The organism is Streptomyces sp. NPDC046862 (assembly GCF_040704615.1).
Classification (GTDB): domain Bacteria; phylum Actinomycetota; class Actinomycetes; order Streptomycetales; family Streptomycetaceae; genus Streptomyces.
The window spans coordinates 338,639-351,147 of the sequence record NZ_JBEYXP010000002.1 but is presented as its reverse complement, the minus strand read 5'-3'; the positions used below and the strand labels follow the sequence as shown (position 1 = coordinate 351,147).

Below are 12,509 nucleotides of genomic sequence, written 5' to 3'. Positions count from 1 at the left end.
GGGGGCCTGCGGCCCCTCAAGGGGCGCGGGCCCCCTCACACTCTCTCTTTGCGTCCCCGTATCGACGTGTACGCCATGTCCCCGAACAAGACGATCACGATGGCCGCCGCGAGCTGGAAGATGTGGCGGCCCCAGTCGATGCCGGCGGTCTCCTCGATGCCGAAGCCGCGGGCCATCGCGTTGCCGATGACGGCGCCGAGCATGCCGAAGATGGTCGTCAGCCAGAGCGGGCTGTGCTGCTTGCCCGGAATGATCGCCTTGGCCAGCAGGCCCAGGACGAAGCCCACGATGATCGCCCACAACCAGCCCATGGCTGCCTCCTCGTACGGCTCGGTGAGCTGTACATCCAGTCTCGGCCGGTGTGGGGTACGGCGCATGCCGGGCACGGCCGTACGCGCCCGGACGCAGGCCGTGCGCTCCTGTGAGGGGCGCCCCCGGTCTCGTAGGTGACGCAGACGCGGCGTAACGTTGAGCTTGTTCGGGCCGTGGTCCCAGACCGGGTCCGGACCTGGGTACGTGCCGGGGGAGCGTCCGACGCAGGCGGGTGGTGGAACGTGATGCGGAAGCAGAGCGACGGCCAGGTCTTCCGAATCACCGGAGCCAGGCAGGGGCTGGACGCCGACGTGCGCGCCCGGCAGCGGCGGTACGTCATCTCGATGTCGGTCCGCACGGTGTCCGTGATCGCGGCCGTTGCCCTGTGGAACGTCGAACGGCACGTGGCGATCGTCGCCCTGGTGCTCGGGGCTGTTCTTCCCTACATCGCCGTGGTGATCGCCAACGCGGGCCGGGAGAACGCGCCCTCGCTGCCGTCGACGTTCGTCAGGGTCCCTCTGAAGCCGATGATCGCGCCGCCGCAGAACGGCACCGCCGGCCAGGGTCATGACGAAGGCGTGACGGGCTTCACGGAATCCGTCCCGGAGGATGTCGGGGCCGACCCCGCGGCGGGCCTGGGCGGCGAGCGCCGGAACCGTACCTGACCTCCTGAGTCCGCGGGGAAGCGGAATCCAATCAGCCGCCAAGCTCAAGAAAAGCTCAGATCAATCATGTTGTTCCGGTGCCGGGCGACGGGGTACCCGTGACATACTTCGTACGCGCTCCGCATCCCCCGTCGGAGCGACAGACCGACGCCGGGCAGCTCCCCCCGTGGCTGCTCGGCGTCGCCTTTTCCCGGCCCTTTTCCGTTGCGCGGGGCGCGTTAGGGTCGGGGTGTGATTCTCAACGTCCCCGGCAACGAGCCCGGTTCCGAGCCGTCCTCACCGATCTGCTCCGCCAAGGGCTGCCGCGCCGACGCGGTGTGGGTGCTGGCGTGGAACAACCCGAAGCTGCACACGCCGGAACGGCGCAAGACGTGGCTCGCGTGCGAGGAGCACCGTGAGCATCTCTCGAAGTTCCTGGGTGTGCGGGGGTTCCTGAAGGACGTCGTGAAGCTGGAGGACTGGACCTCGCCCGGGTCCTGACCTGCGGCGAAGCGAAGTTCAAGTAAAGCTCAGATCAATCATGTGGTTCCGGTGCCCTGTGAGAGAGGTCAGTGGGGGGGCTCGCGGACGTGCCCCGGTGTGGGGTCACCCCCCGATCGCCGACATCGGCCGGTCCGGCTGGACGAAGGTCGGGTCGTCCAGGCCCGCGCCCGCCTTCTTGCCCCACATCGCCAGCCGCCAGATGCGGGCGATCTCCTCGTCGGGGGCGCCCGAGCGGAGTGCGGCGCGCAGGTCGGTCTCCTCGCGGGCGAACAGGCAGGTGCGTATCTGGCCGTCGGCCGTCAGTCGCGTACGGTCGCAGGCCGCGCAGAACGGGCGGGTGACCGAGGCGATCACTCCGACGCGGTGGGGGCCGCCGTCGACGACCCAGCGCTCGGCGGGGGCGGAGCCGCGCTCGTCGGCGCCCTCGGGCGTCAGCTCGAAGCGGGTGCGGAGTGAGGCGAGGATGTCGCCTGCCGTGACCATGCCCTCGCGCTTCCAGCCGTGCTGGGCGTCCAGGGGCATCTGCTCGATGAACCGCAGCTCGTAGTCGTGCTCCACGGCCCAGGCCAGGAGGTCCGGGGCCTCGTCCTCGTTCAGGTCGGGCATCAGGACCGAGTTGACCTTGACGGGGGTCAGGCCGGCCTCGCGGGCGGCGTGGAGGCCCTCGATGACGTCCTTGTGGCGGTCGCGGCGGGTGAGGGTCTTGAAGACGTCGGGGCGGAGGGTGTCCAGCGAGACGTTCACCCGGTCCAGGCCCGCCGCCTTCAGGGCCGTCGCCGTGCGCTTGAGGCCGATGCCGTTGGTCGTGAGGGACATCTGCGGGCGGGGTTCGAGAGCGGCGACGCGCTCCACGATGCCGGCCAGGCCGGGGCGCAGCAGCGGCTCGCCGCCGGTGAAGCGGACCTCGGTGATGCCCAGGGTGCGGACCGCGACGTCGATGAGGCGGACGATCTCGTCGTCGGTGAGCAGGTCGGGCTTGGCCAGCCACTGCAGGCCCTCCTCGGGCATGCAGTAGGTGCAGCGCAGGTTGCACCGGTCAGTCAGTGACACCCTGAGGTCTGTGGCCGCTCGGCCGTAGGTGTCGATGAGCACGTGGGCCCCCTCCCTTGAACGGATCACCAATTCTCCGACACCTGCGAGCCTACGTGACGCGACTGACAACAGGTCGGTTCGTTCCTGCAGACACGGCGCGGGGCCGCCGTAGGGATCCACGGCGGCCCCGCGTACCGTGCCGGGACTCAGTGGGCCCCGGTGCCCGTGAGGGAACGCACCTCAAGCTCGGCGTACTTGCCGGTGTCGGGCTCCTCCTTGGACAGGACCGTGCCGAGCCAGCCCATCAGGAAGCCGAACGGGATGGAGATGATGCCCGGGTTCTTCAGCGGGAACCAGTGGAAGTCGACGTCGGGGAACATCGCCTTCGGGTCGCCGGAGACGACGGGCGAGAACAGCACCAGACCGACGGCCACGATGAGACCGCCGTAGATCGACCACAGCGCGCCCTGGGTGGTGAACTTCTTCCAGAACAGGCTGTAGAGGATGGTCGGCAGGTTGGCGGACGCGGCGACCGCGAAGGCCAGCGCGACCAGGCCGGCCACGTTGAGGTCGCGGGCGAGGGCGCCCAGGGCGATGGAGACGACGCCGATGAAGACGGTCGCCCAGCGGGCCGCCCTCATCTCCTCCTTCTCGGTGGCCTTGCCCTTCTTGATGACGTTGGCGTAGATGTCGTGCGCGAAGGACGACGACGAGGCGAGGGTGAGGCCGGCGACGACGGCGAGGATCGTCGCGAAGGCCACCGCCGAGATCGTGGCGAGCAGGATCGCGCCCCCGGTCGAGTCGACGCCGCCGAGGTGCAGGGCGAGCAGCGGTGCGGCCGTGTTGCCGGACGGGTTGGACTCGATGATCTCGTCCTGGGAGATCAGCGCGGCGGCGCCGAAGCCGAGGGCGATGGTCATCAGGTAGAAGGCGCCGATGATGCCGATCGCCCAGTTCACGGACTTCCGGGCGGCCTTGGCGTTGGGCACCGTGTAGAAGCGGATCAGGATGTGCGGCAGGCCCGCGGTGCCGAGGACCAGGGCGATGCCGAGGGAGATGAAGTCCAGCTTGGAGGTGCCGGTCGCGCCGTACTGCAGGCCGGGCTCCAGGAAGGCCGCGCCCTTGCCGCTCTTCTCGGCGGCCGTGCCGAGCAGGTCGGAGATGTTGAAGTTGAACTTCAGCAGCACCAGGAAGGTGATCAGCAGGGTGCCGCCGATGAGCAGCACGGCCTTGACCATCTGGACCCAGGTGGTGCCCTTCATGCCGCCGATGGAGACGTACACGATCATCAGGACGCCGACGAGGGCGACGATGCCGATCTTGCCGGCGTCCGAGGTGATGCCGAGCAGCAGCGAGACGAGGACGCCCGCGCCCGCCATCTGGGCCAGCAGATAGAAGATCGAGACGACGATGGTGGAGGTGCCGGCCGCCGTGCGCACGGGGCGCTGGCGCATGCGGTACGCGAGGACGTCGCCCATGGTGTAGCGGCCGGAGTTCCTGAGCGGCTCGGCCACCAGGAGCAGCGCCACCAGCCAGGCCACGAGGAAGCCGATGGAGTAGAGGAAGCCGTCGTACCCGAAGATGGCGATCGCGCCCGCGATGCCGAGGAAGGACGCGGCCGACATGTAGTCGCCGGAGACCGCGAGTCCGTTCTGGAAGGCGCTGAACTGACGGCCGCCCGCGTAGAAGTCGGCGGCGTCCTTGGTCTGGCGGCCCGCCCAGATGGTGATGACGAGCGTCGCCACGACGAACACCGCGAACAGGGAGATGATCAGCGGCCGGTGCTCGCTGGCCTCACCCGCGGCGAGAACGGTCTGCTGTACGGGGCTCATGCGTCGCCCTCCATGCGGGACTTGATGGCCTCGGCCTTGGGGTCGAGCTTCGCGGCGGCGTGCCGCGAGTACCACCAGGCGATGAGGAACGTGGTGATGAACTGGGCGATGCCCAGGAGCAGGGCGACGTTGATGTTGCCGAACAGCTTGGTGCCCATGAAGTCGCCCGCGTAGTTGGAGAGCAGGACGTACAGCAGGTACCAGGCGATGAAGGCGACGGTCAGCGGGAAGGCGAAGGAGCGGTGGGAGCGGCGCAGTTCACCGAATTCCGCGCTCTCCTGGACCCGGACGAACTCCTCCGTCGGGGGGAGTTGGTGCTCTGCCTTCGAGGGGGGAGGTGCGTCGGTTGCCACGGAGTCTCCTCGCGTTGCGGGTTCGGGTGCCCCGGTGGCCGGGGGTGACGACGGGGACGGGTCGTTCTCGGACATATGACGGCTCTGATCCTCAAGTAGATGTGGATCACGCCGGCTCGCGATGGTAGGTGCCCGGCGCATGATCCGACAGGGTGCCCGATGGTGCTCGGGCTCCCTGCTCAACGTCACGGCGGCGCGCGGGAACCGGTTCAACTCCCGCACGGTTCTTTTCACAAGCGGTCGCCACTGGTCACCGGCTCCGCTCGGGCGAGGGGTTTCCCTGTACTTCGGCCGTCGTCGCGTGAAGTCATTGCTGGCCAGGGACGGCGGGGGATAGCTTCGGCGTGCACCACCCGTCATGTACCTGCCCGGGCACCACGCGTGTCACGGGCGGGTTTCGTTTCCGGATGATGTGGAGACCCCATGGCTCATCTGCGCTCGAGACGCCGTCTCGCGCTCGCGGTTCCGGTCGCCCTCTCGCTGACCGCCTCCCTCGGCTTCCTGCCGGGCGTCGCCTCGGCAGCGCCACTCCCCTCGGCCGGCTCCGCCGCCCCGGCCGCGTCCGCCGCCTCGGCGACCGAGGACGGACCGAACCTCGCGTACGTCGTCAACACGAAGACGGACAAGCGGACCATCGCCTCCGTGAAGAAGGCGATAGCCGCGGCCGGCGGGACCGTCGTCATCACGTACGACAGGATCGGCGTGATCGTGGTCCACTCGGCCAACCCCGGCTTCGGCGCGCAGATCCGCGCCGTGCGCGGTGTGCAGTCCGCCGGCGCCACCCGGACCACTCCCCTGGTCGCCGCGGGTACGACCGACGAGGGCGCCGCGGACTACCTGACGGCCGAGGAGGCCGCCAAGGTGAAGGCCGCTTCGGCGACGACCCCCGAGAGCGAGCCCCTGGAGGCCGACCAGTGGGACCTGCGCTCGATCGGCGCCGACAAGGCGGCGAAGATCAACCCGGGCAGCAGGAAGGTCACCGTCGCCGTCATCGACACCGGCGTCGACGACACCCACCCGGACCTCGCCCCGAACTTCTCCGCCTCCCAGTCGGCCAACTGCGTCGGCGGCGTCGCGGACACCAGTGAGGGTGCCTGGCGCCCGTACACCGCGGAGGACTACCACGGCACGCACGTCGCCGGTGAGATCGCCGCGGCCCGCAACGGCGTCGGCGTCGCCGGTGTCGCCCCGGGCGTGAAGGTCTCCGGCATCAAGGTCAGCGACCCGAACAACGGCCTGTTCTACCCGGAAAGCGTCGTCTGCGCCTTCGTGTTCGCGGCCGACCACGGCGTGGAGATCACGAACAACAGCTACTACGTCGACCCGTGGCTCTACAACTGCGTGGACGACCCCGACCAGAAGGCCATCGTCGACGCGGTCAACCGGGCCCAGCTGTACGCGCAGAAGAAGGGCCTGCTGAACGTGGCGTCGGCGGGCAACTCCAACCACGACCTCGCCTCGGACGCGATCGTCGACAACACCAGCCCCGACGACTCCACCCCGGTCGAGCGCACCATCGACCCCTCCGAGTGCTTCGACGTGCCGACCCAGCTGCCGGGCGTCGTCACGGTCAGCGCGACGGGCGTGCAGAACCTCAAGTCGTACTACTCGACGTACGGCGAGGGCGTCGTCGACGTCGCGGCTCCCGGTGGCGACCGGCGCTACCAGCTCCCGGACACCCCGTCGAAGGACGGCCGGATCCTGTCCACCATGCCGAACGGGCAGTACGCGTTCCTGCAGGGCACCTCGATGGCGTCGCCGCACGTCGCGGGCGTGGCCGCGCTTCTGAAGTCCACCCACCCGTGGGCGAACGGCACCCAGCTGCAGCGGCTGCTGAAGGCGCAGGCGGACAGGACGGCCTGCCCCGAGTCCTACGACCAGGACGGCGACGGCACGCAGGACGCGGTGTGCGAGGGCGGCCCGAAGGCGAACGGCTTCTACGGGGCCGGCATCGTCAACGCGCTCAAGGCCGTCAAGTAGCCGTCAGTACGGGCTGGTTGCCCCCACCTTGCCCCCTCGGGGCAACAGCCCGTACCGCTCGTACCGCGAACGTGACTCGTCCCGCGAACGAACTGGAGACACCATGACAGCGCCCCGCAAGCGCTCCCACCGCGTGGTGGCGATCCCGCTGGGGATGGCCATGGCGACGGCACTCGCCGTTCTGCCGAACGCGACGGCGACGGCCTCGCCGGCGGCCTCCCAGGAGGCGGCCACCGACGCCACCCCGCTCAGCTACGTGGTCAACGTCCGCCCCGGGCACGGCACTTCCTCGCAAGTGAAGAAGGCCATCGCCGATGCGGGCGGCACGATCGTGACGTCGTACGACCAGATAGGCGTCATCGTCGTGCACGCCTCGGATTCCGGCTTCGGCGCGGCGATCCGCAAGGTGCGCGGCGTGCAGTCGGCCGGCGCCACGCGCACCGCGCCGCTGCCCGCGCAGTCGACGACCGACCTGGACACGCCGAAGGTGCTGACCGCCAAGGAGGCGGCGGCCGCCGACGCGGAGGCCGGCCAGGACCCGCTGGAGCCGTTGCAGTGGGACCTTCCCGCCATCAAGGCGGACAAGGCGCACGAGAAGTCGCTCGGCAGCCGGAACGTCACGGTCGCCGTCATCGACACGGGCGTCGACGACACGCACCCCGACATAGCCCCGAACTTCGACCGGAAGGCGTCGGTGAACTGCGTGACGGGCAAGCCCGACACCACCGACGGGGCCTGGCGGCCCGGCGCGTCCGAGAGCCCGCACGGCACGCACGTCGCCGGTGAGATCGCGGCCGCCAAGAACGGCGTCGGGATGACCGGTGTGGCGCCCGGCGTGAAGGTGTCCGGCATCAAGGTGTCCACGCCGGCCGGCTTCTTCTACACGGAGGCCGTGGTCTGCGGGTTCGTGTGGGCGGCCGAGCACGGTGTCGACGTGACGAACAACAGCTATTACACGGACCCCTGGTACTTCAACTGCAAGAACGACCCGGACCAGAAGGCGCTCGTCGACGCCGTCACCCGGGCGTCCCGGTACGCGGAGCGCAAGGGCGCGGTCAACGTCGCGGCGGCGGGCAACGAGAACTACGACCTCGCCTCCGACGAGATCACCGACCCGTCGTCGCCGAACGACACGACGCCGTCGGACCGTGTGGTCGACCCGTCGAAGTGCCTCGACATCCCGACCCAGTTGCCGGGCGTCGTCACGGTCGCGGCGACGGGCGCGAAGGGCATCAAGTCCTCCTTCTCCAACCACGGCCTGGGCGTGATCGACATAGCCGCCCCGGGCGGCGACTCGACCCGCTTCCAGACCCCGGCCCCGCCAGCCACCAGCGGCCTGATCCTGGGCACGCTGCCCGGCGGCACGTGGGGCTACATGGCCGGTACGTCGATGGCGTCGCCGCACGTCGCGGGTGTCGCCGCCCTCATCAAGTCGACGCACCCGTACGCTCCGCCGGCGGTGGTGAAGGCGCTGCTGTACGCCGAGGCGGACGCCACGGCGTGCACGGACCCGTACGACATCGACGGCGACGGCAAGGTCGACGCGGTGTGCGAGGGGTCGAAGAACCGGAACGGTTTCTACGGCTGGGGCACCGCTGACGCGCTGGACGCGGTGACGAAGTAGGGGGCACGACAGAGGAATTGGGCCGGGCGGTGATGTACCGCCCGGCCCTTTCGCTGCCCCCGCACGGACGTGTTGATTCCGTACACACCGCATAGTGCACCCATGGATGCTGTGAACACGGAGTCCGCGTGGCAGGCCCTGGGCGGCGACCCGGCTCTGCTCCCGCGTGTGTCGGAGGTCGTACGGGACGGGGCGCTGGACGCGCGGCTGCCCGTACGGGAGCTGGCGCGGGCCTGCGTCGGGGCGTGCGCGCTGGCGGCCGCCGAGCTGGGGGCGCGGCGGGCGGGACGGGCGGACGTGCCCGAGGTGCGGGTGGACGACGGGGCGGTCGCCACGGCTTTCGTGAGCGAACGGCACCTGCTGGTCGACGGGCGGCAGCCGGTCGGCTTCGCGCCGCTGTCGCGGTTCTGGCGGACGGCGGACGGGTGGGTGCGGACTCACGCCAACTACCCGCAGCACCGGGAGCGTCTGCTGGGCGCGTTGGGTCTGCCCGGGGACGCGTCGGTGGAGACGGTGGCGGCGGCGCTGGCGGAGTGTCCGGCGACGGACGTGGAGGACACGGTGTACGGCGCCGGAGGGCTCGCGGTGGCCCTGCGTACGCCCGAGGAGTGGTCCGAGCACGAGCAGGGGCGGGCCGTCGCCGCCCGGCCGCTGCTGGAGGCCGAGACCGTCGGGGCCGGGCCGGTCCGGCGGCTCACGGGTGACGCGGGGCTGCCCGCGGCGGGTGTACGCGTCCTGGACCTCACCCGGGTCATCGCGGGCCCCGTCGCCACCCGCACGCTCGGCCTCCTGGGCGCGGACGTCCTCCGTGTGGACTCCCCCGGCCTGCCCGAACTCCCCGACCAGCACGCGGACACCGGCTTCGGGAAACGGTCGGCCACGCTCGACCTGGCCGACCGCGCGGACCGCCGTACGTTCGAGGAACTGCTCGCCGGTGCGGACGTGGTGGTGACCGGCTACCGGCCCGGCGCCCTGGACCGGTTCGGGCTCGACGCGGAGGCGCTGGCCGAGCGCGGGCCCGGACTCGTGGTCGCGCAGTTGTCGGCGTGGGGCGCGGACGGGCCGTGGGCGGGGCGGCGGGGCTTCGACAGCCTGGTGCAGGCCGCCACCGGGATCGCGGTGACCGAGGGCTCGCCCGAGCGGCCGGGCGCGCTGCCCGCACAGGCCCTCGATCACGGCACCGGCTTCCTGCTGGCCGCGGCCGTGCTGCGGTCGCTCACCGAGCAGCGGGAGCAGGGCGGCACGCGGCTCGTCCGGCTGGCACTGGCGCGGACGGCCGCCTGGCTGACGGGCGGGAGCCGGGGTGTGGGCGAGAGCCGAGGTGTGGGCGGGCCCGCCGAGGCCTCGTACGACCGTCCCGGCCCCTGGCTCGCCGAGACCCGCAGCTCCCTCGGGAGGCTGCGGTACGCGCTGCCGCCGGTGTCCTTCGCCGGTGGACCCGCCGACTGGTCGCGCCCGCCCGGGGCGTGGGGTGCGGACGAGGCGCGCTGGGCTTGAATCGGGGGGCGGCCGGAAGCGTACCTATGGGCGGAATACCGTACGCCCAGTTGCTTTCCATGACTTGCCCTGGTCTGTGACAACTGGCGAAGCTCTGGGAGTGAGCTTGACCAGACCGACAGCCGACACCGCGCGTCCCGGTGTCGGGCGGGCCGTCGCCGTACTCGTCCTGGTGGCCGTCGCCGCCCTGATCCCGCTGCTCGGGCCGCGTGTCGCCCTGGACGGCACCGGCGAGGCGGTGGCTCCGGGAGTCGGCGGCATCACCGTGCTGCGGACCGTACTGTTCGCGGCGCTGTGCGTTCCGGCGGGCGAGCTGTTCGCGGCGTGGCTGGGGCGCAGGCTGCCGGGTGCGCCGGGGGAGGCGCCGCGCAGCTGGGCGCCGTACGCGGCAGCCGCCGGTTTCCTCGCGGCGCTGGGCCTCGCCTCGCTCGTGGCGACCGGCAACCTGGTGCCACGGAGCCCCGCCGACATCGACTTCGGCGGCCTCTACGAGACCCGGGACGGCAAGCTCGCCCTCCTGGAGGTGAACGCGTTCGCCGCGGCCGGCCTGTGCGCCCTCTCGCGCCGCCCCGCCACGCAAGGATGGCCGCTCGCCGTGGTCGCCGTCGCGGAGGCCCTGCGCGCGCATCCGTCGACCGAGCACGATCCGCTGGTCGGCAGCGGCCTGACGCTGGTTCACGTGGTCTGCGCGGCGCTGTGGGCGGGCGGGCTGTTCCACGTGCTGCGGACGCTCCGGCGGTGGGGCCCGACGGACGCCACGGGGGCGGGTGCCGCGTTGTTGGGCCTCTACGCGCGCGTGGCGGCCGTTCTCCTGGCCGCCATCACCGCCACCGGGGTGTGGAGCACGCTGCGCCGTATGCCGCCGGACACGGTCATGGAGCAGCTGACCGCGACGGCTTACGGGCGCACCCTGCTCGGCAAGGTGCTCCTCGTGGCCGTCGTCGCGGTTCTCGCGCTGATCGCGCGTGTCCGGCTGGCCCGCGTGAGCGACCCGCTCAGCGCCTGCTCCCCCGCGCGTGCGGAGGTGGCGGTGCTGGGTGCGGTCGTGGCGGTGTCGGCGCTGCTGACGGCGCTGCCGGTGCCGATCCGCTGGTGAGGCCGGGCGTGGGCGTCCCCCGGACCAGCAGGTACTGGGCCGCCAGATAGGTGAGCATGATCCACAGATCGGGGCGCGGGAGCTGCGGCCAGTCGGCGACACCCGTCGCGATGAGCGTGTCGGACACCAGGAACAGCGCGCCACCGAGCCCGGCCACCAGCCCGGCACGACCGGCCCGGTACGCCATGGCGGTGAGCAGCAGACTGTATCCGGCGACGGGGACGCGCAGTTCGGCGGGCAGATCGGGCCACAGCAGGGCGAGGGTGACGACGAGGACCGTGCCGTACGTGGCCGCCAGGAGTGCCGGTCGCCCGGGGCGCGGGGATCGTCCGAAGAGCAGCAGGTAGCACACGTGCCCCGCCGCGAAGAACCCCATCCCCGCGAGGAACGCGGCCTGCGCGTCGGACAGCAGCAGCACGTCACCGCCCCAGCCGCACAGCAGAGCCGCGACCAGCGCCCGGGGTCCGCCCCGCGCGTGGACGTAGGCGGCGAGCAACGGCATCAGCAGCGGTTTGGCGACGGCGTGGCCCGGCGTGAACCCGGCGGCGAGCGAGCCGAGGTCGGCGGCGGCGACGAGGAGGAAGAGGACGAGCAGCGCCTTGCCGCCTCTCACGCCACGGGCTCCGTGACCGTCGGGCCGGAGGCCTGCGTCTCCCCCGCGTCCGGCCGCACCGGCCGCCAGCCCGGCCCCCGGAACACCCGCCCGGCCCGCTCGCCCCAACTCCCGGCCGCCCTCAGGTCCCTGGCGATGGCGGCGTACTCGTGGGTGGCGACCCTCAGCGGGTTGTACGTGTCGATGTCCTTCGTCAGTCCGTACACCGGCCGCTCGGTCTCCGCGACGAACGACCCGAAGAGCCGGTCCCAGACGATGAGGATCCCGCCGAAGTTCCGGTCCAGGTAGCCGCCCTGGGAGGCGTGGTGGACGCGGTGGTGCGAGGGCGTGTTGAAGACGAACTCGAAGGCCCGGTGCAGCGTGCCGATGCGCTCGGTGTGGATCCAGAACTGGTACACGAGGTTCGCGGAGGAACAGAACGCCAGCGCCGCCGGGTGCACCCCGAGGGCCACGAGCGGAACGTAGAACGGCCAGACGGTCCACGTCGTCCACGGCTGCCGCAGGGCGGTGGTGAGGTTGAACTTCCGGCTGGAATGGTGCACGACGTGGCACGCCCACAGGATCCGGACGACGTGGTGGCCGCGGTGCGACCAGTAGTAGAAGAAGTCCTGGGCGAGCAGCATCAGCGGAACGGTCCACCACAGCACGGGCACACGCAGTGGCGTCACCTCGTAGACCGCCGTGTAGATCGCGACGATCGGAATCTTCCACAGGAAGTCGAAGACGAGCGAGCCGAGCCCCATGCCGACGCTCGTCGCGGCGTCCTTCGCCTCGTACCCCGCCGCGTCCTCATCGGGATGGATCCGCACGCTCACCACTTCCACCACGGTGAGCAACACGAAGGCGGGTATCGACCACAGCACGGCATCGGGCAGGTTCGGCATGTGGGCACCGTAGAACCGCCGGTCAGCGACGGCTAGACGTTGTTACCCACAAGTATTTCCGGTGGTACGCGCTTGCTTCTTGGCCATCTCCACCAACGCCCGGGGAGGCGCTGCCTACGATGTCATCCGCTGAAACGG

General features: G+C 71.0%; 12 protein-coding genes. 6 read left to right on the top strand and 6 right to left on the bottom strand.

The genetic code is table 11. The features are described 5' to 3' along the window. Window positions 1-35: 35 nt before the first annotated feature. Window positions 36-311, bottom strand: coding sequence for a GlsB/YeaQ/YmgE family stress response membrane protein (locus AB0959_RS03500; protein WP_366824611.1), 276 nt, complete (start codon window positions 309-311; stop codon window positions 36-38). Window positions 312-557: 246 nt separating this feature from the next. Between AB0959_RS03500 and AB0959_RS03495 the strand changes: the two genes are divergently transcribed. Both AB0959_RS03495 and AB0959_RS03490 read left to right on the top strand, forming a co-directional pair. Then, window positions 558-977 (top strand): DUF3099 domain-containing protein, encoded by a 420-nt coding sequence (locus tag AB0959_RS03495; RefSeq protein ID WP_366824559.1) that lies wholly within the window; start codon window positions 558-560, stop codon window positions 975-977. A 231-nt stretch (window positions 978-1,208) separates the two neighbouring features. Then, complete coding sequence (locus tag AB0959_RS03490; RefSeq protein ID WP_366824558.1) at window positions 1,209-1,457, top strand: hypothetical protein; 249 nt, start codon at window positions 1,209-1,211, stop codon at window positions 1,455-1,457. Window positions 1,458-1,562: 105 nt separating this feature from the next. Here the strand turns inward: AB0959_RS03490 and moaA are convergent, their stop codons facing one another. The 3 genes from moaA to AB0959_RS03475 form a co-directional block, all read right to left on the bottom strand. Further along, window positions 1,563-2,552, bottom strand: a complete 990-nt coding sequence (moaA, locus tag AB0959_RS03485) for a GTP 3',8-cyclase MoaA (protein ID WP_366824557.1) — start codon at window positions 2,550-2,552, stop codon at window positions 1,563-1,565. A gap of 146 nt (window positions 2,553-2,698) precedes the next feature. Continuing rightward, window positions 2,699-4,324 carry a cation acetate symporter gene (locus AB0959_RS03480; RefSeq protein ID WP_366824556.1) on the bottom strand — a complete coding sequence of 542 codons (1,626 nt, stop codon included), beginning with the start codon at window positions 4,322-4,324 and terminating at the stop codon, window positions 2,699-2,701. After that, on the bottom strand, window positions 4,321-4,677 hold the full coding sequence (locus AB0959_RS03475; RefSeq protein ID WP_366824555.1) for a DUF485 domain-containing protein: 357 nt from the start codon (window positions 4,675-4,677) through the stop codon (window positions 4,321-4,323). The genes AB0959_RS03480 and AB0959_RS03475 overlap by 4 nt, the downstream gene beginning before the upstream one ends. Before the next feature lie 423 nt (window positions 4,678-5,100). On the opposite strand from AB0959_RS03475, the gene AB0959_RS03470 reads away from it, so the two are divergent. The 4 genes from AB0959_RS03470 to AB0959_RS03455 all read left to right on the top strand — a co-directional run bounded on the left by AB0959_RS03470 (window position 5,101) and on the right by AB0959_RS03455 (window position 10,874). Then, window positions 5,101-6,657 carry a S8 family serine peptidase gene (locus tag AB0959_RS03470; protein WP_366824554.1) on the top strand — a complete coding sequence of 519 codons (1,557 nt, stop codon included), beginning with the start codon at window positions 5,101-5,103 and terminating at the stop codon, window positions 6,655-6,657. 103 nt (window positions 6,658-6,760) lie between these two features. Then, window positions 6,761-8,281 (top strand): S8 family serine peptidase, encoded by a 1,521-nt coding sequence (locus AB0959_RS03465; protein ID WP_366824553.1) that lies wholly within the window; start codon window positions 6,761-6,763, stop codon window positions 8,279-8,281. Window positions 8,282-8,383: 102 nt separating this feature from the next. Next, entirely contained in the window at window positions 8,384-9,778 is a 1,395-nt protein-coding gene (locus AB0959_RS03460; protein WP_366824552.1) for a CoA transferase, read from the top strand. A 100-nt stretch (window positions 9,779-9,878) separates the two neighbouring features. Then, window positions 9,879-10,874, top strand: coding sequence for a CopD family protein (locus AB0959_RS03455; protein WP_366824551.1), 996 nt, complete (start codon window positions 9,879-9,881; stop codon window positions 10,872-10,874). Here AB0959_RS03455 and AB0959_RS03450 read toward each other — a convergent pair. Then, window positions 10,774-11,487, bottom strand: coding sequence for a lysoplasmalogenase (locus AB0959_RS03450; RefSeq protein WP_366824550.1), 714 nt, complete (start codon window positions 11,485-11,487; stop codon window positions 10,774-10,776). The two genes, AB0959_RS03455 and AB0959_RS03450, sit on opposite strands and share 101 nt — an antisense overlap. Beyond that, window positions 11,484-12,371: a sterol desaturase family protein gene (locus tag AB0959_RS03445; RefSeq protein WP_366824549.1), complete on the bottom strand. Its 888-nt coding sequence runs from the start codon at window positions 12,369-12,371 to the stop codon at window positions 11,484-11,486. Before AB0959_RS03445 ends, AB0959_RS03450 begins: the two co-directional genes overlap by 4 nt. Window positions 12,372-12,509: the final 138 nt, after the last annotated feature.